This is a genomic window from Bacillus benzoevorans (assembly GCF_014207535.1).
Taxonomy (GTDB): Bacteria; Bacillota; Bacilli; order Bacillales; family Cytobacillaceae; genus Bacillus_BD; species Bacillus_BD benzoevorans.
In genome coordinates, this window is sequence record NZ_JACHGK010000002.1 from 227,818 (window position 1) to 251,087 (window position 23,270).

The following is a 23,270-nucleotide window of genomic DNA, read 5'->3' on the forward strand; positions in this document are numbered from 1 at the left end:
TTTTTTATTATAGAAGGTTCTTGATGGAATGAATAATACCTTAGAAATCACTTTCCATTTCTTTCCTTTGGTAGGCGAAGTTGTATGTGTGTTCCAGCGAATGGTCACTCATATCCATTAATTGGTTAAATTCCCCACCGAAGTAATTCATTAAAAACTGGATCATGTTATCTCTTTCTCGGTTTGTCATCATTTACCACCATCTCCTTTTTATTATATAACACGTTTTGTTTTATTGTTTATATTATATAACAGATTAAGGAAAAATTTCCACCTTTTTATTTTAATTTTCTAATTTTTTTAAAATAAATAAACATGAAGAACCCCTCTTGCCAGTTTAGCAAAAGGAGTTCATGATTCATCTTCCATTTCTTATTATTGAGAAAAATATTGCTCCAATTTCAGAGCCATCCCCTTTTTGTTATGGGCAAATTGTTTATGGCGGTGACCGTTACCGCCGGATGGATGCGGAAATCCGCTCAGGATGGAATCAGCCTTTATCACTTTCTGTTGTGCCAGAAAATCAAGCACTTTTTCCACATTTACACCGAGCGGAATAATCAGAGGATTATCCAAGCTTTGAAACTCTGTGACAAAGTTGTCAACGATATATTTCTTAAGCAGTTCTGTTTTTAATATGTCTGGGGATGAACCGTTATAATTCTTCCCTGCCTTGAATACTGGATAGGTGATCACTGATGTCGTATGTACTAAATCACTTTTCTGAGCAAAAAGCTCACTTGTCGAAAATATCCCCAAAAAGTTCTGTAATTGTAATTCATCGAGCATGCCGATTAGATTTTTTCTCATTGATCCTTCAAAGCTTGAGTTTTTCTTCACCTTATGAAGAATTTCTTCGTCTGTAAAGTCTCCTGTCGCCTGTTTTACCGTATTGTATGAGATTTTCATTTGATGCAGTCCTGGTGTAATACCGGCGATGACCACTTTAGCATGCTCATTTATATGTTCAAACGGAGCATAATAGATTTCAATATTTTTCTTTTCATCTTTATCTAATAAAAACGCTTCGCTCTTTAGCGCAGTTTCATCGATCTGCGGCAGCGAAAGCAGCAGATTCTTATATGTTTGAAATTTTGCATAACCGGCTATGGTCATTGTCCTTTCACCTCAATGATGCAGTTTGTTTAGCTATATCGACGATTTCAGTGATTTTGAAATTCCATCATGATAAACAGTCCGCGGTAATATTGTTTCAGTTCGACCATTTCAAAACCTTGCTGTCGCACAACACTTACTGTATCCCTGTCTAAACAGCAGCCGTCACAAATTTTCGACCAATAAGGGGTTAAGCGGGTCTGTATTTTTCCTAAAACAGGATTCTCCATCAGCACATGCTCAAATAAAAGGATTTTGCCTCCCGGCTTACAGACTCTGTGTACTTCCTGCAACGCCTGTTCCACATTGGGAATCGTGCAAAAAACTAGAGTGGCTATAACGGTATCGAATGAATGATCCGAAAAGGGCAGTTCCTCGGCGCTCTGCTGCAAAACTGTTATTGGCACAGAAGCTTTTTCTTTTTTATTCAGTGACCGCTGGATCATATATGGGTTTGGTTCGATCGCGGTTACGTTTTCTACATCTTTGTAGAGCGGAAAGTTAATTCCCGTGCCCGAACCTAATTCCATAACCCTGCCGTTAGCCCGCTGAATCAAATCTTGACGGATTTTTTTAAAAACAGTCTGCTCCAATGGATTCATTAATGGATCATACCATTTGGCAAAATTCTCACTCATCTTATCCTTTTCACTCCAGATCATGAATCATTATTATACTATTATATACTATTTTTTCTGTCCAAAATCATGATCCGGCTCATGATAAGTGTCACTATCCATCCTTCCCGCAAAGGATTATAATGTTGAAATGCTCTTCCTTTTAGAATGGAAAAAATTTGCAGAATCAAAACATTTCTCATTACTGAGAGAAATTCTAAATCTATCAAGAAACACGAAAGGCAGGTTACAGAGTTGGCCAATACCCATGTTTTTTCAAAAGAAGAAGAACTATCGAATTCCATTATTCATGGAATCGGAACACTGCTTAGTATCGCTGCACTCGTCATTTTAATCGTGTTTGCCTCACTGTATGGGAATGCCTGGCATATTGTCGGCTTTACTTTATTTGGGGTGACAATGGTTCTTTTATATACCTCGTCCACTTTGCTGCATGCACTGAAACCGGGACGGGCGAAAGACTTTTTCGAAATTATGGATCATACCTCGATCTATTTCTTTATCGCCGGAACCTATACACCGTTTTTGTTTATTGCGGTGAAGGGGTGGATCAGTTGGACGCTTTTCGGTATCGTCTGGGGACTGGCTATTGGTGGTACGGTATTTAAATCTTTTTTCGTAAAAAAATATCTTTATACTTCTACGCTGCTTTATGTCGTGATGGGCTGGTTGATTGTTTTTGTTTGGAATGATTTAGTTTCCAGTCTTCATCCAACAGGCTTAATCCTGTTGGCAGCTGGCGGTCTCTGCTATACATTCGGTGCTGTTTTTTATATATGGCAATTATTCAAACATCACCACGCTGTTTGGCATGTCTTTGTCCTCGCCGGGACAGTCTGCCACTTCTTTGCTGTACTTTATCTGCTGCCCTAAGTAAAAGGTGTCTGCGATGAAAATATTTGCAGACACCTTTTTCATAGTGTAATACTTAATTAGTCTAAATCCGCTTTCGAAAATGCCCCTGGCAATAAAGCTTCTGCTGATGTTTGCGCCACATCGCCCTGAAGATTTGAGCAGATGACAATCATGCTGCTTGGACATAATTCGCTTATCACTTGGCGGCAGGCGCCGCAGGGAGTAACGGGGCGGTCTGTATCGGCAATGACAGCCATCATTTTAAAATCCCGCTCCCCTTCTGAATAGGCTTTAAATAATGCCGTACGCTCGGCACAGTTACACATACTGTAGGCTGCATTTTCAATGTTACAGCCATGGTACACCTTGCCGTCACTTGTGAGAAGAGCCGCACCTACCTCAAATTGGGAGTATGGTGCATAAGCCATTTTTCTCGCCTTTTTCGCTTCTTCGATTAATTGTTTGTCCGTCATCCTGCTCTTCCTTTCCTGCGGCGTTTATACTGTCATAATTGTATGAATTAATTTTGGAACATCGGCATGGTTGGATATTCGAATATTTTCATAGATTTTTTCCATTACATCGTGAACATCTTCGCGATTGGAATGAATCGTGATTAAAGATTCACCTTTTTTCACTGCATCACCGATCTTTTTATGTAACACAAGCCCAACCGCTAAATCAATTACATCCTCTTTCGTCGCACGGCCGGCACCAAGCATCGTGGCTGCCTTCCCGATTTCATCAGCGATAATTTCAGAAACCGTGCCGTCCACCTTAGCAGGGACATCAATTTGATAAGAGGCCTGCGGCAAATATTCCGGATGGTCCACTACCGAGGCATCTCCGCCTTGAGAGGATACAAACTCTTTAAATTTCTCAATGGCCTGACCATTCTTTATTACTACAGTCAGCATCTTGCGGGCTTCTTCCATAGAATCAGCCTTTTTCGCTAAAACCACCATCTGACTGCCTAATGTGAGAACCAATTCCGTTAAATCTTTCGGACCCTGCCCTCTTAACGTATCAATCGCTTCTTTTACCTCCAATGCGTTGCCGATGGCAAAACCTAAAGGCTGTGACATATCCGAAATAACGGCGATCGTTTGGCGGCCGACATTATTCCCAATCTTCACCATAGCATGGGCTAATTCGATCGCTGACTCCTCCGTTTTCATAAATGCTCCGGCACCTGTTTTGACATCAAGGACGATGGCATCTGCGCCGGCTGCTATTTTCTTGCACATAATTGAGCTGGCAATTAACGGGATAGAATTGACGGTTCCTGTTACGTCTCGCAATCCGTACAGTTTTTTATCGGCCGGAGTTAAATTTTCGGACTGGCCGATAACCGCTACCTTATTTTTGTTCACGAGTTCGATAAATTGCCCATTCGTCATTTCAACATGAAAGCCTGCTATGGATTCCAGTTTATCAATCGTGCCGCCTGTATGTCCGAGTCCGCGGCCGGACATTTTTGCCACTGGAACACCGACAGCTGCTACTAAAGGAGCAAGGATTAGGGTAGTCGTATCGCCTACTCCCCCTGTTGAATGCTTATCTACTTTAATCCCTTCAATCCCCGAAAGGTCGATCGTAGCTCCTGAATGAACCATAGCCATCGTTAAGTCAGCTCGTTCCTTTTCCGTCATATCCTGAAAAAAGATCGCCATTGCCAGTGCACTTGCCTGATAGTCAGGAATGGCGCCAGATGTATACCCATGAATAAAAAATTGAATTTCTTCCGTTGTTAATTCATGACCGTCGCGTTTCTTTTCAATGATATCGATCATTCTCATAGTTATCACAGTCCTTCTTCACTTATTCGATCCCTCCCTTGTTGGCTGCGCGATTCGTTACAGCAGCTCGCTTAGAAAAGAGGTTCCGTGCTGGGGCATTTTTACGCTGAAATTATCGGCCACGGTGGCCCCAAGATCGGCAAAGGTTTTGCGAACGCCAAGATTTTTACCTCCAGAAAGTTTTTTGGAATAGACAAGCAGCGGTACATATTCCCGAGTATGATCCGTGCCTTTATAGGTCGGATCGTTGCCGTGATCAGCGGTAATGATTAGCAGATCGTCTTGTTGCATTTTTTCAAACACCTCCGGCAGGCGGGCATCAAAGGCTTCTAATGCATCGCCATATCCAATTGGATCCCGGCGGTGCCCGTACGCGGCGTCAAAATCTACCAGGTTGATAAAGCTCAAACCATGAAAATCACGGTCAAGCATGGCAATAAATTGATCCATTCCGTCCATATTCGAAGTGGTGCGAATTGCTTCCGTAACCCCTTCCCCATCATAAATATCAGAAATTTTCCCAAGGGCAATACAATCTAATCCTTCAACTTTAAGATGATTCATTACGGTCTCGCCAAAAGGCTTCAGGGCATAATCGTGGCGATTGGATGTACGTTGAAAATCCTCGGCATTCGTACCAATATACGGTCGTGCTATAATCCGGCCAATCATATAGGGATCATCGCGGGTAATCTCCCTGCAGTAAGCACAGATTTTATATAGTTCAACAAGCGGAATGGCACCTTCATGTGCTGCAATCTGAAGCACAGAATCCGCTGAAGTATAAACAATTAACGCACCTGTTTTCAGTTGTTCTTCCCCTAACTCTTTTATGATTTCCGTGCCGCTTGCAGGCTTATTTCCGATGACTTTTCTTCCGGAGAAAGCTTCAATTTTATCGATTAATTCCTGTGGAAACCCGTCTGGAAATACGCGGAATGGCGTATCGATATACAAGCCCATGATTTCCCAGTGGCCTGTCATTGTGTCTTTTCCAGCCGATTTTTCCTGCATGGTTCCGAAGCTTGCCAGCGGCTGCAAAGCAGGCTGAACCCCTGTAATCGGCTTGATATTTGCTAATCCGAGTTTCGCTAGGTTTGGCAGGTTTAATCCGCCTTTCTCGCGGGCAATATGGCCTAATGTATCCGCACCAATATCATCAAATTGCGCCGCATCAGGAGCCTCGCCAATCCCAACGGAATCCATTACTAGTACATGAATACGTTTAAATCGTTGTGTCATACTATACGCCTCCAAGTTTCTACCAAGTTAAGAATATATTTAAGCAAATCAGCCTTGGAATGATATCCCAATTATAATCGCAAATGATTCATAAGCCCAAACAATAAGGACTATACAGTTCAGTTTATTTCTTAACATTAATTTACATACTCTTTGCCCATGCTACACATCTCTCCTTTATAATGAAACCCATCATCCATCTGCTGAATTCAGAAGTTAGATGGATTTTTCTTGAAATCCTTTCCTGCCTGGTTTCCTACTTCCCTTGCATTAAATGAAAAGGGAATTCCCAATTTTTTAGACACTAGTTCGTCATACGAAACTAAATCATCTTTTGACATCTCTTTGAGCGACCGTTTCCCCATTGCTCTTAACCCGATTTTTATTTCTTCTGCACATGAAGTTAAGAATTTCTCAGCAGACGTTACACCTTCCTCACGATTATATTCATCCCGAAATTTCCCTTGATTCCAGACAGCCTGTGTTGGCGGTTCAAATGGCAGTGCATTTAACGTTTGCGTATGGGTTACAGCAAATAACATTGCAGAGGCAATGCAAACGGCGTCAGCCCCTAATGCGAGTATTTTAAAAAACTGCCCCGGTACAAAAAGTCCTCCTGATACGATTAAACTGATTTGCCCCTTTAATTTTCTTTTTTCTAAATAATTGGCTGCACGTACGACAGCATGCAGGGTCGGGATCCCCATATCATCCGCTAATATGGGCGGTGCAGCATATGAGCCGCCCTGTCCTCCATCGATTGTAATAAAGTCTACTCCTAATGCAACAACATGATCGAGATCCTCTTCAAGCCTTCCTCCTGCTCCCATTTTTACCCCAATGGGAATACCATCCGTGAGCTCACGCAGCCTCGAAATTAATTGCTTTAAGTCCTCTAACGTTTGGTCGGCAAAAAAATTATCAAAAATAACGGCATCTTCATTTTCTTTCAGCCCCATTATTTCACGTGGACGTCCGATCAAATCACCAGGCGGAATCTTCGCTCCCGTCCCTAACAAAGCTCCCTGCCCCAATTTTAATTCAATCATATCTACCTGGGTAAGGAGTTCTTCTTCCTTTGACCATTCTGCCTTGGAAAATTGAAGGACATATTTCCCTGCTGTCGCTAACTCTTCAGGTAAAACGGCTCCTTCCCCTGAATTGATTGACGTCCCTGTATTTTTTGCCGCTTCTGCTAATGAAAGCCGCACCTGTTCACTAAGAGAAACTCCGTAAGCCATGCCGCTAATCATGATCGGAATGTGAATTTCCATCGGTTTTTTCGCTTTGGGTCCAATAATGACTTTAATATCGACATCCTTATCAGACTGAATGGGAAAGGATGCCGTCTGCACCGGGATAAACGTAATCGGCTCTAAATGCGGCCATTTTTTGCTGGAACCCAGCGGGCGGTGAAGAATCTCACCTGAATGAGCACGCAGGCTGTTTTCTAGAACATTTTGTATCCCCATATGCCGAAAACCAGGAATGATTTCCAGAATATTTTCTGAGTATCTGTCCGTTAACAGAATTTCACCTGTTTGTTTTACTACTTTTTGGGCAATGAGTCGCCAACGGGATAGGAAAAATAGGATAGAAATAAAAATAATGGAAATTATAGCAAACGATAAATAGAGCAAAATGTTCATCATAGTCACTTTATCACCAATCCGTCCATTAAATATGATGGTTTTATTATGGCAAAATAATGGATAAATATGTTACCCATGGAAATATTAAACTAAACCAAGACTATTTTGTTCTTTGAAGGAGGGCTCCGCTTGATTCGCAATATTGATAAATTATTAAAAAAGCCGTCAGCAAAGAAGCCTCCTGTTCCTATCAATCAGAAGGATTCGCAAGCGTTTCAAGATGTACTAAATGATAATTTCACCCAAAACGTTACCTTTTTTCGTACCATCTATCAAAATTGTTCAGATGTGTTCTTTCGTTCATTTATACTTTTTGGGCAAAAAAAAGCAGTCATTATCTATATTAAAGGCCTTTCGGATATTGAAGCCGTAGAGAATTTTGTCCTTACTCCTTTAATGCAGGAAAAACCTGAAGATGCTTCTTTTGATATTCTTGAAAATCAACTACCGATTTCTCAAATGGGAAAAGTCACGCTGATAGCTGATTGCATTGAATCCATCGCAAATGGGAATCCTTTGCTTCTTTGCGATGGAGAAACTTTTGGATACTCTTTAGGCTTTGCGAAATGGGAAAAGCGGGCCATTGATGAACCCGTTGCCGAAGGCAGTATCAGGGGTTCACGGGAGGGATTTACTGAATCGCTTGATACCGCCGCCTCGCTTTTACGCAGAATTATTAAAAGTCCCGCATTGAAAATGAAGTCATTGAAAATCGGGAGATATACAAAGACAAATGTCATCCTTGCCTATATTGAAGGGATTGCAGAACAAAGTTTAATTGATGAAATGACAGCAAGGCTGAATCGAATTGAGATAGACGGGGTTTTGGAAAGTCAATATATCGAGGAAATGATAGAGGATAATCCTTACTCTCCATTCCCGCAAATCATGTCGACAGAACGGCCCGATATCGCGTGTGCAAATTTATTAGAAGGACGTGCCGTGATTCTTGTAGAAGGAACGCCCTTTTGTTTAATTGCTCCCATTTCTTTTTTTTCACTGATTCAATCACACGAGGATTACTACCAGCGTTACATGGTCGGCACCTTAATACGATGGCTTCGCTATTTATTTCTAGCTATCTCTCTTTTACTGCCATCTTTATACGTAGCGCTTATGACCTTCCATCAAGAAATGGTCCCGGCACCCCTGCTGCTCAGTATTGCTGCCTCCCGAGAAGCAGTCCCATTTCCTGCTATTGTGGAAGCACTATTGATGGAAATTTCATTTGAAGCACTGCGCGAAGCTGGGATTCGTATGCCGAAACAAATGGGTTCTGCTGTCAGCATTGTGGGCGCCCTTGTTATCGGGCAAGCAGCCGTTCAAGCGGGTTTGGTCTCGGCACCAATGGTCATCATTGTCGCCATTACAGGGATTTCTTCCTTTATGGTACCTCGTTATGTGGCAGGTATTGCGATTCGCATGCTCAGGTTTCCGATTATGCTGCTGGCCTCTACTTTAGGTTTACTGGGCGTTATGCTGTGTGTCATCGCGATAGCCATCCATTTATGCACATTGCGTTCATTTGGCATGCCTTACTTAGAACCATTAGCGCCGTTAAAAACACGTGAATTGAAGGATGTTCTATGGCGTGCCCCTTTGTGGATGCTTGATACCCGCCCGCATAATCGTATGGCTTCAAATGTATACCGCCAAGCTTCCAGACAAATGCCAGGTCCACCTAAGAAGAACCAGTAAAAAACGTTAGTTGAGGGCGGTGAAGAAATCTTGTTCGCAAATGAAAAAGAATCATACCTAATGAAAAGAAGGATTATGTTATTATTTTCTGCTGCTATGTCTCTCCTGTGTTTGACCGGATGCTGGGATCGGGTGGAAGTCAATGATCTAGCGATTGTGACAGGAACCGCCATTGATAAAAAAGGGGAGGAAATCGAACTTTCGATCCAAATTTTCATCCCTAAGGCAGCAAGCACTTCAGGTGATCAATCCGGCAGTGGTGGAGGCGAAAACATTACGGTGACCACCTCGCAAACGGGTGTAAATCTTGCAGATGCACTTTCAAAGCTGCAAGGGAAATTGTCCCGCCAGGTTTTTTGGGGTCAATGCAAGATATTTATTTTTAGTAAAGACTTAGCAAAAGATGGGATTCAAGATCAAATGGACTTTATACTCCGTCATCCAGAGCCAAGGGAAAGAGCGTTTGTTTATATAAGCGAAGGAAAAGCAAAAGATATTTTGGAGGTAGTACCCCGTTTAGAACGGTATTCATCAGAAGTCCTTCGGGAAGTATCGAATAAACTGATCGGGATGCAGGTAACGATACAGGATGTAGATGAAATGCTTACCGATATAACGGGATCAGTAGCGATTCCTTATGTAAAAATAAAATCGGAAAAGCCGCTTGAAGGAAAAGAAACAATGTTTCCCCATATTGATGGAACAGCTATTTTTCATCGGGATAAAATGATTGGGACCATTAACGAATCAGAAACCAGGGGGATATTATGGTTAAGAGATGAAATTAAAGGTTATACAGTAAGTGTAGAGCTTGCAGGTGAGAGAGGCCTGGTATCTCTCAATCCGGTATCAGCACATATCAGTTTGAAACCAAAAATTGAAAAAGGTACCTGGATCATGATCGTAGAAGTTATAACAGAAAGTTCAATCGTGGAAAATGAAACAAAAATTGAATTTACAGACCCAAAGCAGCTGAAGAGATTGGAGAGAAAATTTGGGAAGGCGATCGAAACTCGTATCCGTGAGGTTCTAGTTCGTTTACAGGAAGATTATCATGCTGATATTATTGGTTTTTCAAAGGTTTTCTATAACAAATATCCAAAAGAATGGAAACAGGTGAAAAACCATTGGGATGAAGCATTTGCAAATGTGAGGGTTGATATAAATGTTGAAGCACATATCCGCAGAGAAGGATCTATTAATAAACCTGGGGCTATGCCTAAAGAAGAGGTGAAAAATAAGTGAAATGGGGAACTTTTTTTGGAACTGCCTTACTGGTCGCGTTTATCCTGCTTGTTCTCTGGCCAATATTAAAACAGAAACCTCTAAAAGATAAAATAGCGTTTATGATGATCCTTTTGTTTGGCTGGGGGCTATCCCTATTCGATCTTCCAAACATCGCAGGTCCGATGACATGGATGAGATTCTTTTTTAAGCCCTTTGCTCCATTGATGGAATAGATGGGTGAATAAAAGACCTTTTTTCTGCGGCTTCATTTTGTGTAAATGGAAGGAGGAAAATAATTGGAAAAAGGAAAAATTTCTTCCCTGCAGATGGCGGTTCTATTATATCCTTCCATTATCGCCACCAGTATTATCTCTGTTCCCAGTATTGTGGCGAAATTTGCAAAAAATGATCTTTGGATCCCTCCGATGATGGCATCTGCCATCGGATTTTTGACCGTCTATATTGCCTATGAATTACATAAGCTTTATCCAAAGCAAACAGTCATTGAGTTCAGTGAACAAATTGCGGGTCGAATTGTAGGTAAAATCATTGGCTTGTATATTCTTGTATTTTACATTTTTGCGGTAGGACATATTGTTAGAGGATACAGTGAATTTATCATTAGTTCTTTTTTAGAAAGTACTCCGCTAATTGTCATCATTGCCTCCATGATTCTGCTTTGCGCTTTTGCTGTACAGGGCGGTTTAGAAGTACTTGGGAGACTGGCTTTATTATTTTCGCCTTTATTTATTCTCCCCCTTCTCTCTTTTGTCATTTTTTTAAGCCCGGATTATGAAATGAAAAATATTTTCCCTATTTTCGGGAATGGGATCTTACCTGTCATAAAAGGCTCAATCGTACCAGGGGGATGGTATTCGGAAATATTTCTTATGGCTTTTCTTCTACCTTATTTGTCGGATGGAAAAAAAGGGAGAAAGTTTGGCATGCTGACTGTAGTTAGCGTGATGCTCACTTTAGTAGTGGTCAATTTAACGGTTCTCTTTGTCCTTGGTATCACTACCTCTTCTAAGGTTTTTCCATTAATGGTGGCATCCCGTTACGTTAGTCTTGGCGGATTTTTTGAGAATGTAGAATCAATCGCCATGGCTGTTTGGATTGTGGGGGCCTTTATAAAAATCTCCGTCTTTTTTTATGTGTCAGTATTAGGTACAGCACAATGGCTGAAACTTTCTGACTATCGAGTTCTCATTTGGCCGTATACGATTTTCTTTGTTGAACTTGCCTACTGGTCCGTACCAAATTCAGCGGAATATACCTCCTATTTAATGACTGTTCTGCCTTTTTACGGACCCTTTGCGCAAACGATTTTGCCGTTGTTTCTATTATTGCTGGCCGTTGTCAGGAAAAAAAGGCAAAAGCAGACGAAATCAAGCTAGCTAATGATAACAGTTCCTTCCGATTACGAAAAAAACTGACTACATTTATTTTAGGAGATGATTTTCATGGGTGCGATTGAACGAAACGGCTATCGTTTTGAGCCTGAGTATAGTGTGATTGAACAGAATGGCGCTATTCATGTCTATGACAACAAGGGAAAGTTTATAGAAGAAGTGAAGTTTTCTTTTTCAGGAAATTATCCTGAAATTGATCAGCTTGAACAGATTGTTGCTGAGTATTGTGAGGAAAAAGGGATCTGACTTTATGATTATGTTAATAGTTTGTTCATGATTTGTTCATGAATTAAAGATAATATAAAGAAGTGCAGTAAGCTTCAAAACCCCCTTTTAAATACCTTTTTCTATCCGGCTAAATAGCCGGATTTTTTGTTATTAGAAAAAACAGCCCGAATGGACTGTTTTTTATTTTAGTATAATCCTGATACATTGAAGCCCTTTTGCTTATAGTAATCTAAGATGCCCCAATAAATGGCCTGTGCAGCAGACTGTCTCCACACATCTGATTTAAGCTTCGCATTATCAGCAGCATTATCGATGAATCCTAGTTCTACTAGAGTTGCCGGCATATTATTCTCCCTTAAAACATGCAGGTTGCCAGCTTTTACCCCACGATCTTTTGTTTCTCCGATCGCTAATAGACGATTTTGAATCGCTGTTGCGAGCATTTTACTGTCAGAAACATACGGGTTATATGCAGCACTGTAAAAATAAGTTTCGATTCCGTTGCCGCTGCCATTAAAGGCATTGGAATGAATACTGATAAACGCATTTCCTTTTGCTTTTTTAGCGATTGTAACACGTTCAGAAAGAGTAGGATAGGTGTCCCCTTCTCGTGTCATGACAATTTTAAATGGAGTTTTAACCAATAAAGCTTTTACTTTTAGAGCCGTATCTAAATTGACGTTTTTCTCAAGTAATCCAAAACCGTCAGCCCCGTTGTCGCTGCCGCCATGTCCGGCATCAATCACCACAACTTGGGAACTTAAAGACTTAGAGTTTTCTGCTGGTATTGGCCCCTCGTTTGGTTTTGTTGGAGTTCCTGCAGAAGTATCCTTATCCCCATTTGGCTTTGGAGTTTCTCCTGATGGTTCCTTTTCCTCATTTGGTTGGCTTGCAGGATTTTCCTGCTGTGCCTCAACAACGTAACTTCCGCTTACAAAACCTTCCACCGTGGATGTTTTTACATAAACCCAGCTGCCGACCCTGTATGCTTCATTTACTTTTGCCCCAGACATAAGAGATCCTTTAACACTATAGGCTGTTGAAGGACCTGTACGGACATTAAGTCCCCCATTTGCTGCAACGCTTAATAATCCCGTTGTCGTGACCTTCGGAGTGATACGAAGCTTATAATTGATCGCCCTTGCCAGAAAGACCGCATAATCTGCCCGAGTGATTTGCTTATTAACAGCGAAATCACCATTTGCCAATCCTTGGGCGATCCCTCTATCCATAAGCTGAGAAGACGCTCCAGCCATTGTCAGCTTGCTGCCATATCCAAAAGCACGGCTGATAAATAACGCCATTTCACCTCTTGTTACGACCTTTTCAGGCTGGAAAGTGCCATTGGAGTATCCAGCAATAATCCCCTTGTTGGCAGCTGATTGAATATACCCCGAGGCAAATGAACTGCCGCTTACATCTTTAAAAGAAGTTGTCGTTTTGCTGCCGTTTAATCCCAGTGCTCGTCCCAGCATAGCAGCTGCCTCTGCTCTTGTCACAGCCTTTCCCGGATAAAAATTGCCATTATTTCCGGATACGATTTGTCCTTGTGCCAAGTACATAATTTCATCATAGGCCCGATAAGAAGCAGTTACATCGACAAAGGTTTCAGCAGCAGTATGTGATGGTGCAGCAGTGAAGGAGAATAGACTAAAAGAAAGAAAAAATAAAAGTAAAGTTCGTTTTAACATATGTATTTTATCCCTCACTTTTCTTTGTTCATACACTTCTATATCGGTTGAATCACTTAATTTTTTAATATTATTTTCATATCAAGATAGGAAACTTGCATTGAATTTCACATATTTGTGCCATTTTTTAAAAATATTTCCCTGTTATAGTACATTTACATATTTTCATGAACGTGTTATAATATAGTTAGGTTGGATAGCGCGCGTGGCTATCATTGTATTTGAGCGAAGGCGGAGCTAAATACAGAGTCCTTTCCTTCAGGCAGGGAAAGCAGAATGAGGGTATGAAATCAATTTATGAATAATGAATAAAAGCCAAACCTCTTTGAATGGTTTGGCTTTTCTATTTTTAGGAACGGGGGCGAACGTAACTGCTTCTCCCCCGTTTCTTTAATTTCGAATCCCGATTACCCGTTTTATCTCTTTTATTTGCTCGATATGACGCTGTTCATGTAAATCAAGCAGTTCTACCCACTGATCTAGGGAGAGATGGCCATAAACAGGATGCTGGAATGATTTTTCTGCTAAAATAGACTTGTCCTCTATCGAGTTTAATAAATCCGTGAGTCTATTTCTTGAATCCTGCAGCCATTTTAACATTTGCTGTACTTCATAGGGACCATCTCCCGGTTCAACAATGTCCGGTGCTTTCCGCTTCTTTGATCGATCCAGAATAAACTGAAGACTTTTGTGTTCTGCTTTTCTTTCATCGTTTGTCCGCAGACCAATCTCTATCGCCTTAGTTGAAGCTCTTTCTACAAGAAACAGATGGTGGCAAATTTGAGCTATGCTCCATTCAAGTGGTTCCCTGCGATAGTTAAATGTCTCAGAGCTTAATACAATCATTTCTTTTACTAGTTTATTTCGTGACTCTGCTAAGTGAACCATTATTTCTTCTCCCATACGGTTTCCCCTTTCACTGGAAAATAAAGCTAGTTATCCCTATTCTGTTATATTCATAATTAAAGAAAATATTCAATGGAACACAATTTTTCTCCTCTGTAGGAAATGATGAATAGAATATGAAGCAAAATGATATTTTTAGTGGATGTTAGCAGAAAGATAGTATAGTATAATTTTATTATTACATCATAGTATTTGAGGTTTGTTATGAAAAAAACAGGTCGGATTACATGTCTAGGTATCGCCATTATAGTTGAAATCATACAATTTCTTTTTTTAAGTGATTTTACTAAAACTGATACAATCATTCATGTTCTTATTTTGCTAATAATAGCTTGGATGTTAGGTTATCTGTTTGACAAAATGAAATTCTATATCCAAAGAATGAATGAAAGTGAAAAATATTATAAACAATTAATCGAAACGATTCCTGATGCTATTGTCATTCATTATCAAGATATCATCATTTATGTCAATGAATCAGGAAAAAATATGTTAGGTGCCCAGAAAAAGGAAGAGGTTGTTGGGATGTGCATCTACGATTTTATTAATCTCAATTATAAGGAGATAGCCAAGAAACGGATGGACGATCTTCGTAGAGATCATAAAACCACTAATAATGTAGAACAAAAATTAATTCGCCTGGACAAAAAGACCATTTATATCGAAATCTCCAGCCGTTCCATCATTTATGAAGGGAAAGAGGCTATCTTATCAGTCTTTAAGGACATAACGGATAAAAAAGTTGAAACAGAAGGTCTTTTGCAGAAGTCTGAAAAACTTGCTCTTGTTGGACAAATGGCTGCAGGAATTGCCCATGAAATCCGAAATCCTCTCACATCTATCCAAGGATTTATTCAGTTATTTAAATCAAAATATCCTAGTGACGCAGAACATTTTACCCTTGTCCTATCTGAATTAGAACGCATCAATTTAATTGTTGGTGAATTTTTAGTATTAGCAAAACCAACTGCCGTTATTTTTAAAGAAAAAGCAATTAATAAATTAATTCAAGATGTGGTGACGTTAACCAATACACAGGCGATTATGAGTAATATTCAAATTTTTGTGGAATCGGAATCTTACATTCCGCCTATTATATGTGAAGAAAATCAGTTAAAACAGGTGTTTATCAACATTTTGAAAAATTCAATTGAAGCTATGCCTAATGGGGGCATTATTGATGTAAAGATCAAATTAAAGGAAAATGATAAGGTATCCATACGTATTATGGATCAGGGAGTCGGCATCCCGGAAAATCGAATCCCGACATTGGGCGAACCTTTTTATACAACAAAAGAAAAAGGTACCGGTTTAGGCTTAATGACCAGCTATACGATTATTGACAGACATGAAGGGGAACTAAAGATTTCCAGCAAGGTGAATGAGGGTACTACGGTAGAAGTGATTTTACCTGTTTGCCCACCTTCTACCCAAACCCGGCAAAACCAATAAAACCCTCATAAAGGAAGCAGACTCTAGGTTGCTTCCTTTATTTTACCAATACGATTAAAAATGGCAGGATAAAAAAGGATAATAACGTCGTCCAAAGAATCGTTTTTGTAACGATTGTTGGAGAGGCATCAAACTTTTGCGCTAATATCCCGGCATTTACAGCCGTCGGCATACAAGCCAAAACAAATAATACGGAAAAAAGAATGCCCTCAATATTTAATAAAGATAAACAGAATAATGCGATTAACGGGGCAAGTAATAAGCGGATTCCCATTCCAGCCCAAAACGTCGTTTCGGTGGTATGGTTCAGCTTTTCCGTTTTTACATTCATCATCTGTACTCCAAGAATGGCCAGAACCACCGGAGAATAGGCTTCGGCAATCATCGAAAGACCGCTTTCCAGCCCGCTTGGCACCGAAAGCTGAAGTAGGCGGAACCCCAGCGCCAGTATCGCCGCATAAATCGCTGGCAGAGAAAACACTGATTTAACGGCATTTTTCATATTAAAATGCGAGCGAGCGGCAAAATAAATGCCAATTGTATTGATGATCACCATTTGCAAAACGATAAAGACAGACGCCTTATCAAGACCAAGCTGCCCGAAAGCAAGCAGCACCAGCGGAATCCCGTAATTGACACTGTTGGTAAAGGCCGAGATAAGTGTCAATGCGGCGATATTATTGGCCGGTAATCTCAGCAGCTTCCCTAGTCCGTTCGCCAAGCCCCAAAGCAGCACCAGATTTAATAAGGAGTAGGCTAAAATGAAGTAGACATCCTGATAGCTGACCTCTGCTTTCATTAGCGTCTCAAATATTAAAACCGGGGTTAAATAGTATAAGACCATCGTTAATAGCGGTTTAATCTCAAGCTGTTTAAACCGGCTGAGCAGTGCACCGGCAATAACGGGCAAAGAGAGCGGTACGATTACTTCAAAAAGTGTGGAAAAAATACTTTCAATCATGCTGCGAAATCCTCTCTATCTCATGAACAAATAAGAATTGTTTTATTGAATGAAGCCGGTTCACACGATGGGAGCCGGCTTCGCTATACTACTTTAACTATTATTTATGTACCCATGTTTATTTCATCAGCAGCACTGGCACAGGAGATTGCTGTGTAATGGTGTGACTGACACTGCCTAGATATTCTTTAAACCCGCTCAAACCGCGGCTGCCCATGATAATGCAGTCACATTCCAATTCTTTTGCGTACTGTAATATCACGTATGCAGGAGAACCTAATTTTACCATCACTTCAGTGGAATTCGGAATTTCCTCTAACTTTGTTTTTACCGTTTCCACAACTTTGAACGCATCTTCTTCCACAGCTGCTTTATAGCGAATATACAAATCATTCGGCGTATGTGCAGGCTTTGGTGATACCGGTGCAACATGAATGACGGTGATTTTCACTGCAGGGTCTAACTTCGCAAATTGTATCGCCTTATCTAATGACGCGGAGGCTAACGTTGAACCATCATAAGGGACAAGAATATTTGAAAATAACATTTTATACAACTCCTAATTTTTATCAAAATATTGTGTTTATATGATCATTATAAATTTAAAACTGGAATATGTAAAAAAGTAAGGTTTTTTTCTGATTGCATGATAAAAATTTCAAGTATTTCTTTTTTCCAATATGTCCAGTATCCTCCATTAAGATTTCTTTAGAAAAAAATAAGAAATGCTGGAAATGAGACATACTATAACTGTCACATTTAGTATTCATTTAAGGAGGGACAGCTATGTCCAAGAAGAGAATGCAGCCATCACCTGATGTGGATCAAAAGAAGCTATTAGATGATAAAGTTAAAGCTGCAAGAGCAAATGGCTTTGAAGACGATCATACGCGTCGAGTAACCCCGAACGGAGCGGACGGACAGTAAGTCCAGCCAATATGGAAAGGGGTGAGCTTCATGGAGTTTCTATCTCGAGAGCAGATCATTCATGAATTACAAGAATCTTTTCAAGGGATTATGAGTCAGTACCATATAGATGACATCGGAATATTTGAGGAAGAAGGTCAGGGTAATCGGTACTATATGGGCTATACCGTTAAAAAGCGCGGGAAAACGTACCATATACACAGTCCCTATGCGAAAAACAACAGCGGAGGATTGACCCCTGTGCAACATGAATGGACAGTCGAATCTGATGAACCGCAAAAAGAGGATCTAAAGGGATTTCCTGATTTAGACAGTGTGTTACACGAAATATAAGGCCGATTTTTGAACCAGTAACTGCAAATGTCCGATAAAGTAAAAAGCATCGATCAACAAAAAATAATCCTCCATTATTCCCAATTCTGAACAATGGAGGATTATGGTTGGTTTACATTCTGTTCAAACATATACTTCCTCTTTTTCCTTTTCGATTATTGTTTCGTTAAAAGCTTCTTCCCACCAGTAGTGCTCATTTATAACAGGGTGTTTTACAGGATGTTTTACCGGTTCGATCCATTCTTTTGGCGGCACTACATTTACTACCTCTTCCACCTCCATTAAATCTAAAATGATTTCATAAATTTCGTCAAAATGGGCGAATGACATGATCTCCACCTCCATTCTTTTCGAGGGGGATTTTATTAATTTTCTATCCCCTTCTTTACTTCAATTATATGCGGCGAGGATCCTTGGTACAATTACCAAATGTGTAAATATTTTGAACCTTATATATTGGTAAATGAGTCACACATGGACCTCAAGGTATGCAGCCTGGGGGTGAAAATGAACAGCTCATCCTTATTTATATCAATATATTCCCCAATGATCGCAATCGCCCTGCGGAAGTCATTCACCAGTTCGGTCGTATACTTTTCATCAAAAAGAAATCGATTAATCCTCAGCAGCTCATCCGCGATAATGTTTAATTTAAATTCTTCTACAAGATTCTTCAACCGATATAATTGATCCGGGTGTGAAAGATTTGTATTATTTTCCCTGTAGCTCTTTTGCACATATTCGAAAAACCCTCTTATATTTTCAGCCAGTAAATTTGCTTTCATCTGATCGAAGTCCAATGCATCATTCACCTCTTTATTATCCTATATAGTAAAATGTATGAACTATATTCTATGATATTCTCTAATAAGACAAAAAGCGGAAGCACAAGGCTGTCCGCTTAAAATTTTTACAAGGCAATTTTGTTCGCTGCCTCTTCCAGTTTCCTGATGCTATTAATTTGTTTGCGCAGGACAAACTGATAGGCAATGAACGAAAGGACAATACTCAGGGAGCAGATGAGAAAAACAAAGCGAAATCCTGTATGGAGCGAAACAAATCCCAAAGCGACAGCACCGATGCCGCCGCCAATATCCTTGGCCAAAAATAAAGTTGAATTGCCGGCTCCCCTTCTATCAACAGGACAAACCCGAATCATAACGGCATTTATCGTTGGGTCAGATGAGCCCAAGCCCAAGCCGTACAGGACTCCAGAAATGAGCATTCCCGTTAAAGATGTTGCATAGGCTAACAGGACAAAAGATAAGACTAATAAAATCAAGCCGGGAATGATCACAAATGCCGGACCATAGTTATCAGCTATTTTCCCGGCAAAAAGTCTTGTAATCAGTAAAGCAATGGAAGAAACGGTAAAATATAAACCAATATCTTCGATTTCAAGAGACTGCGCGTAAATGGGAATAAAAGAGATAGCAGAGCCGACGGCAACAAAGACAAAAGTTGTCACAAGAGCCGACGGCAATGCTGTTTTTTCAACCATTAAATCGGCCAGGCTTCTTTTTCCTTTAGGCTTTGTTCTATTAATATGTTCAGCAGACTTTTTCTCGTAGCGAATGAAAAAGCTGCATCCTAGCGCAATAAAACCGATGAAAGAAGTTACGATAAACACAAGGTTATAGCTATATTGATGAATCAGGTATAAACAGAATGCAGGACCAATAGCCGTGGCAATGGTATTGGAGAGGCCAAAATATCCCACTCCTTCTGCTAATCTGCTCTTCGGAACAATATCGGAAACAATCGTTCCGGATGCATTTGTCGTCGCGCTGAACCCGATTCCATGCAAGCTTCTTAATAACAGTAATATTCCAAGCGAAGAAAAAGCAAGTACATAGGAGAGACTGATAAAGGCGGATATGACACCGCCAATAATCAACACGAGCCGGCGGCTTTTCTCATCAATTAATTTACCGAAAAACGGACGGAATAGTATCGCAAACAGCATAAAAAGACCCCAAAGCATACCCGCAACAGAGTTATCTCCCCCAAGATGGATCGCATATAGGGGGAGACCTGTCATCAACATCCCGTTTGCTATGGATGTGAATAAGGAATAGATAAAAATAAGCATAAAATGGGCAGTCCATAATTTTTCTTGCCTAATCGTTTGTGTCTGCAAAGTTCAGATCCTCTTTCCTTTTAAATCTGGCTATTAATCAAGTATACTAGAATACAAAGAAAAAATAAATATGGTGAGGCACGCTGCCACTCCATATATTTTCAATTATTTTCCCTGAGGCGGGTTGTTAATATATCCCATTAACAAATCTGAAAAATTGCATTTGCTGCCATCAATCGTTAAAATTATTATTGAAAATAACAACAAAGGAGTACTGACGTTGATTAATAAAATTGGGAAAATTACCGTGTATGTACAAGACCAGGAGCAAGCAAAGGATTTTTGGGTGAATAAAGTCGGGTTTGTCGTAAAATTTGAACAGCAAATGGGACCAAATATGACTTGGCTTGAAGTGGGGCCAAGTGAAGCTGAGTTTACTACGCTGGTTCTTTATTCCAAAGCAGCGATGGAGAAACACAAACCTTCTGCTGTGGCACATCCATCCATTCTGTTCAGTACAACCGATATTGAAGCGGCATATGCAAAAATGAAACAAAACGGCGTGGAAGTAGAGGATATGATGAAAATGCCATATGGTTCCATGTTTACTTTTAAAGACCAGGATGGAAATGAATATATTTTGCGTGAGGATAAATAGAAAATACAGAAAAAAAGCCTTCTTTTCAAAAGTTAGAAAAGAAGGCTTTTTTCATGATTTGAAAAAGTGGTTATGATTGTGAACACAAATGTTACTTTGTAATTTCCTTGAAGCCTTCACCGAGAACGCCAGCGTCTCTTCTTTCAGCAGCCCCTATAAGAGCACGTTTGGAAACATTATTCTTTTGTTCAATCAATGCCTGGCGACCTTTGTATACATATTTCTTTTTCAAAATATTTTTCTTTTGATGATAATATAGAACAAAACGTTTCAGCGGCAGGTTTGGATTCGAATTAATCCAGTTGATTTTAAAGGCATTAGCATCCTGCCATTCCTCAACAGAAAGCATATGGGCAAGGACGCGCAATTGCTTAAAATTGAACTCAGGTGTCAAACGCACTTCTCTCTCCAGCATCAATGATGGTTCGTCAACAGTTGGTGTCTGTTTTAACACGATATCCTCTTCGATAATTTTTTGTTCTAATTGGGAAAAGTCAAATAAAGAAAACAATTTTGCATACACTCCTCAATGATTAGCATCTATATTTATTATGCCAAGTTTTGCGTTTAAATGGTCATCCCTTCCCTTTGACCAAAATAAAAATTTCCGACCAAGAAAAAGACTACATTACACTATATAAACACAACGCTACATCTGGCACAAGTAAATTCCGCAAAAAAGTGGCAAATCAAGCAAAAAAAGGAACCGAATCGCTGGCTCCCTTTCTGCTCATGATTATTAATAAATAATACTTGCTTGCGTTAATAGGAGGCTTTAATCTCCTCCACCGCCACCCCCGCCATCTCCTCCGCCTCCATCGGAACTGCTGCTGTCGCTTGCAGAATCTGAAATAAACAAATCCCAGAATGAATTGGAATTGGATGAATAAGGGGAGTGAGCGGCTGCCTTCTTTTTCTTTTTCCATAGCCCTGTAAAGATCACAAAATACAAAACAACCCCCAGCAGTAAAATTAAAATACTGCTAAATAGTTCACCTTGAAAAAATAAACCAAGTGCCACCCAAAGCCAAAACAAGCAATACATCAAAATGAAAATCGATCGTATCATTTGATTGATAAACCTCCCTTCATTATCAATAGAAATTTGTTACAGCAGACAAAACAAGAGTTTAAATATTTTCTGTTTTTTCAGTCTTTTATAAATATAATTTTATCATTAAATTCCAATAATAGGGTAATATAATGAACATTTTTATTAAAATAATATTCAATTTTTCGAATTTCATGCAATAAATTTAGCGAACAGCAGCAAATACTGTTCGCTTTGGAGATTTTTAGTTTTCAATAGCAAGCTCTGGCACTGACCATTTTATCAGCATACCGGCATGTGTCAGGCCGCCGCCGAATCCATATAGTAAAAGCGTATCTCCCGTTTTCAGTTTCTTTTCTTTTACGCCGATAGCAAACGATAACGGAATTGAAGCTGCAGATGTATTCCCATACTCCACAAGGCTATATAACGTTTTCTCGATTGGAAAACCGCTTTTTTCGCAAATCGATTCAATCATCTTCAAGTTGGCACTGTGCGGGACAAACCAATCGACTGCATTTAATGGCATGGATGCCTGTTCCATCACCTTTTTCATGCCCTTTGGCACGGTGGTAACCGCCCACTTATATACTTCTCGTCCATTTTGGACAATTTTTCCATTATGCGTAATACTCTCCTCAAACATGGCATTGGCAGTATTAGAGCAATATAGGTTCTTCGCTTTTTCACCAAGTGAACCCATATGATAAGAAATAAAACTTGGTGTTTCCTCATCGTATTCCACAAGTACTGCGCCGGCGCCATCGCCGAAAAGAATGCAGGTCGTTCTGTCTTCATAATCTAAAATTTTAGAAAGGGTTTCTGCTCCAATCACGAGAATCTTTTTATGTAATCCAGAGGTGATTAGGCTGTTGGCAACATGCAGTCCGTAAGCGAAACCGGCACATGCCGCGTTCAAATCTAGTGCACCTGTATTTTTAATCCCAAGCTTAGCCTGAACCAAGGAAGCAGTACTAGGTGTTTGAAAATCCGGTGAAAAGGTACAAACAATAATCATATCAACGTCTTCGACCGATTTATGATAGCTTTCTGTTAAGTTGATGACAGCTTTATAGGCTACATCGCTCGTAAACTCAGCTTTAGCAGCTATCCTCCGTTCTTTAATTCCTGTACGCTGCACGATCCATTCATCACTCGTATCAACACGTTTTTCCAGTTCATCATTGGTCAGTCTTCGTTCTGGAACATATGAACCGATTGCCGTTATCCGCGCCTTCGATTGGAACATATACGAGCCCCCTTCTTAATTATCTCTAGTTGTATTATCTATTACTATTACCTAGTGCTAATTGTATCCTATATGTTGTCATAATACCAGTATCC

General features: G+C 40.1%; 27 protein-coding genes. 10 read left to right on the forward strand and 17 right to left on the reverse strand.

The genetic code is table 11. The features are described 5' to 3' along the window. Positions 1-40: 40 nt before the first annotated feature. The 3 genes from HNR53_RS04385 to HNR53_RS04395 form a co-directional block, all read right to left on the reverse strand. Positions 41-193 (reverse strand): BH0509 family protein, encoded by a 153-nt coding sequence (locus HNR53_RS04385; RefSeq protein ID WP_184523221.1) that lies wholly within the window; start codon positions 191-193, stop codon positions 41-43. A 182-nt stretch (positions 194-375) separates the two neighbouring features. Beyond that, complete coding sequence (locus tag HNR53_RS04390; RefSeq protein WP_184523223.1) at positions 376-1,116, reverse strand: hypothetical protein; 741 nt, start codon at positions 1,114-1,116, stop codon at positions 376-378. Positions 1,117-1,163: 47 nt separating this feature from the next. Then, on the reverse strand, positions 1,164-1,754 hold the full coding sequence (locus tag HNR53_RS04395) for a class I SAM-dependent methyltransferase (RefSeq protein ID WP_184523225.1): 591 nt from the start codon (positions 1,752-1,754) through the stop codon (positions 1,164-1,166). Between the two features lie 234 nt (positions 1,755-1,988). On the opposite strand from HNR53_RS04395, the gene trhA reads away from it, so the two are divergent. Next, positions 1,989-2,627, forward strand: coding sequence for a PAQR family membrane homeostasis protein TrhA (gene trhA / locus HNR53_RS04400; RefSeq protein ID WP_184523227.1), 639 nt, complete (start codon positions 1,989-1,991; stop codon positions 2,625-2,627). Positions 2,628-2,686: 59 nt separating this feature from the next. Here trhA and HNR53_RS04405 read toward each other — a convergent pair whose 3' ends face one another. The 4 genes from HNR53_RS04405 to HNR53_RS04420 form a co-directional block, all read right to left on the reverse strand. After that, positions 2,687-3,082 carry a cytidine deaminase gene (locus HNR53_RS04405; RefSeq protein WP_184523229.1) on the reverse strand — a complete coding sequence of 132 codons (396 nt, stop codon included), beginning with the start codon at positions 3,080-3,082 and terminating at the stop codon, positions 2,687-2,689. Positions 3,083-3,106: 24 nt separating this feature from the next. Beyond that, positions 3,107-4,408 (reverse strand): pyrimidine-nucleoside phosphorylase, encoded by a 1,302-nt coding sequence (locus tag HNR53_RS04410; RefSeq protein WP_184523231.1) that lies wholly within the window; start codon positions 4,406-4,408, stop codon positions 3,107-3,109. A gap of 57 nt (positions 4,409-4,465) precedes the next feature. Then, on the reverse strand, positions 4,466-5,650 hold the full coding sequence (gene deoB / locus HNR53_RS04415; protein ID WP_184523233.1) for a phosphopentomutase: 1,185 nt from the start codon (positions 5,648-5,650) through the stop codon (positions 4,466-4,468). A 209-nt stretch (positions 5,651-5,859) separates the two neighbouring features. Then, positions 5,860-7,302, reverse strand: coding sequence for an FMN-binding glutamate synthase family protein (locus HNR53_RS04420; protein WP_184523235.1), 1,443 nt, complete (start codon positions 7,300-7,302; stop codon positions 5,860-5,862). Between the two features lie 129 nt (positions 7,303-7,431). Here HNR53_RS04420 and HNR53_RS04425 point away from each other — a divergent pair, with 129 nt between their 5' ends. The 5 genes from HNR53_RS04425 (at position 7,432) to HNR53_RS04445 (ending at position 11,885) form a co-directional block, all read left to right on the forward strand. Next, complete coding sequence (locus HNR53_RS04425; protein ID WP_221452216.1) at positions 7,432-9,000, forward strand: spore germination protein; 1,569 nt, start codon at positions 7,432-7,434, stop codon at positions 8,998-9,000. Between the two features lie 30 nt (positions 9,001-9,030). Next, the gene (locus HNR53_RS04430) at positions 9,031-10,245 is read left to right on the forward strand and encodes a Ger(x)C family spore germination protein (protein WP_184523238.1); all 1,215 of its coding nucleotides are present in this window, start codon (positions 9,031-9,033) and stop codon (positions 10,243-10,245) included. Then, positions 10,242-10,460, forward strand: coding sequence for a hypothetical protein (locus HNR53_RS04435; RefSeq protein WP_184523240.1), 219 nt, complete (start codon positions 10,242-10,244; stop codon positions 10,458-10,460). Before HNR53_RS04430 ends, HNR53_RS04435 begins: the two co-directional genes overlap by 4 nt. A 63-nt stretch (positions 10,461-10,523) precedes the next feature. Next, positions 10,524-11,624, forward strand: coding sequence for a GerAB/ArcD/ProY family transporter (locus HNR53_RS04440; RefSeq protein ID WP_184523242.1), 1,101 nt, complete (start codon positions 10,524-10,526; stop codon positions 11,622-11,624). A 66-nt stretch (positions 11,625-11,690) separates the two neighbouring features. Beyond that, a complete protein-coding gene (locus tag HNR53_RS04445) occupies positions 11,691-11,885 on the forward strand; it encodes a YbxH family protein (protein ID WP_184523244.1) in 195 nt (64 codons plus the stop codon). Positions 11,886-12,052: 167 nt separating this feature from the next. On the opposite strand, the gene HNR53_RS04450 is transcribed toward HNR53_RS04445, so the two are convergent. Together HNR53_RS04450 and HNR53_RS04455 are read right to left on the reverse strand one after the other, a co-directional pair. Continuing rightward, positions 12,053-13,558, reverse strand: a complete 1,506-nt coding sequence (locus HNR53_RS04450) for an N-acetylmuramoyl-L-alanine amidase (protein ID WP_184523246.1) — start codon at positions 13,556-13,558, stop codon at positions 12,053-12,055. 390 nt (positions 13,559-13,948) lie between these two features. Continuing rightward, positions 13,949-14,461, reverse strand: coding sequence for a DinB family protein (locus HNR53_RS04455; protein WP_184523248.1), 513 nt, complete (start codon positions 14,459-14,461; stop codon positions 13,949-13,951). Between the two features lie 207 nt (positions 14,462-14,668). Here HNR53_RS04455 and HNR53_RS04460 point away from each other — a divergent pair, with 207 nt between their 5' ends. After that, on the forward strand, positions 14,669-15,916 hold the full coding sequence (locus HNR53_RS04460) for an ATP-binding protein (RefSeq protein WP_184523250.1): 1,248 nt from the start codon (positions 14,669-14,671) through the stop codon (positions 15,914-15,916). A gap of 37 nt (positions 15,917-15,953) precedes the next feature. Here HNR53_RS04460 and HNR53_RS04465 read toward each other — a convergent pair whose 3' ends face one another. Both HNR53_RS04465 and HNR53_RS04470 read right to left on the reverse strand, forming a co-directional pair. Then, positions 15,954-16,877, reverse strand: coding sequence for an AEC family transporter (locus tag HNR53_RS04465; RefSeq protein WP_184523252.1), 924 nt, complete (start codon positions 16,875-16,877; stop codon positions 15,954-15,956). A gap of 118 nt (positions 16,878-16,995) precedes the next feature. Beyond that, positions 16,996-17,424 (reverse strand): universal stress protein, encoded by a 429-nt coding sequence (locus HNR53_RS04470; RefSeq protein ID WP_184523254.1) that lies wholly within the window; start codon positions 17,422-17,424, stop codon positions 16,996-16,998. Positions 17,425-17,663: 239 nt separating this feature from the next. Here HNR53_RS04470 and HNR53_RS04475 point away from each other — a divergent pair, with 239 nt between their 5' ends. Then, positions 17,664-17,804, forward strand: a complete 141-nt coding sequence (locus HNR53_RS04475) for a hypothetical protein (RefSeq protein ID WP_184523256.1) — start codon at positions 17,664-17,666, stop codon at positions 17,802-17,804. 30 nt (positions 17,805-17,834) lie between these two features. Then, the gene (locus HNR53_RS04480) at positions 17,835-18,137 is read left to right on the forward strand and encodes a DUF5634 family protein (RefSeq protein WP_184523258.1); all 303 of its coding nucleotides are present in this window, start codon (positions 17,835-17,837) and stop codon (positions 18,135-18,137) included. A gap of 123 nt (positions 18,138-18,260) precedes the next feature. Here the strand turns inward: HNR53_RS04480 and HNR53_RS04485 are convergent, their stop codons facing one another. The 3 genes from HNR53_RS04485 to HNR53_RS04495 all read right to left on the reverse strand — a co-directional run bounded on the left by HNR53_RS04485 (position 18,261) and on the right by HNR53_RS04495 (position 20,277). Further along, a complete protein-coding gene (locus tag HNR53_RS04485; protein ID WP_184523260.1) occupies positions 18,261-18,467 on the reverse strand; it encodes a hypothetical protein in 207 nt (68 codons plus the stop codon). 119 nt (positions 18,468-18,586) lie between these two features. Continuing rightward, complete coding sequence (locus HNR53_RS04490) at positions 18,587-18,949, reverse strand: hypothetical protein (RefSeq protein ID WP_184523262.1); 363 nt, start codon at positions 18,947-18,949, stop codon at positions 18,587-18,589. Between the two features lie 98 nt (positions 18,950-19,047). Then, complete coding sequence (locus HNR53_RS04495) at positions 19,048-20,277, reverse strand: MFS transporter (protein WP_184523264.1); 1,230 nt, start codon at positions 20,275-20,277, stop codon at positions 19,048-19,050. Between the two features lie 220 nt (positions 20,278-20,497). On the opposite strand from HNR53_RS04495, the gene HNR53_RS04500 reads away from it, so the two are divergent. After that, entirely contained in the window at positions 20,498-20,875 is a 378-nt protein-coding gene (locus HNR53_RS04500) for a VOC family protein (protein WP_184523266.1), read from the forward strand. A gap of 91 nt (positions 20,876-20,966) precedes the next feature. Here the strand turns inward: HNR53_RS04500 and HNR53_RS04505 are convergent, their stop codons facing one another. The 3 genes from HNR53_RS04505 to HNR53_RS04515 all read right to left on the reverse strand — a co-directional run bounded on the left by HNR53_RS04505 (position 20,967) and on the right by HNR53_RS04515 (position 23,175). Next, the gene (locus tag HNR53_RS04505; protein WP_184523268.1) at positions 20,967-21,386 is read right to left on the reverse strand and encodes a hypothetical protein; all 420 of its coding nucleotides are present in this window, start codon (positions 21,384-21,386) and stop codon (positions 20,967-20,969) included. Positions 21,387-21,650: 264 nt separating this feature from the next. Then, a complete protein-coding gene (locus tag HNR53_RS04510) occupies positions 21,651-21,944 on the reverse strand; it encodes a hypothetical protein (RefSeq protein WP_184523269.1) in 294 nt (97 codons plus the stop codon). 226 nt (positions 21,945-22,170) lie between these two features. Then, entirely contained in the window at positions 22,171-23,175 is a 1,005-nt protein-coding gene (locus HNR53_RS04515) for a ketoacyl-ACP synthase III (RefSeq protein ID WP_184523271.1), read from the reverse strand. Positions 23,176-23,270: the final 95 nt, after the last annotated feature.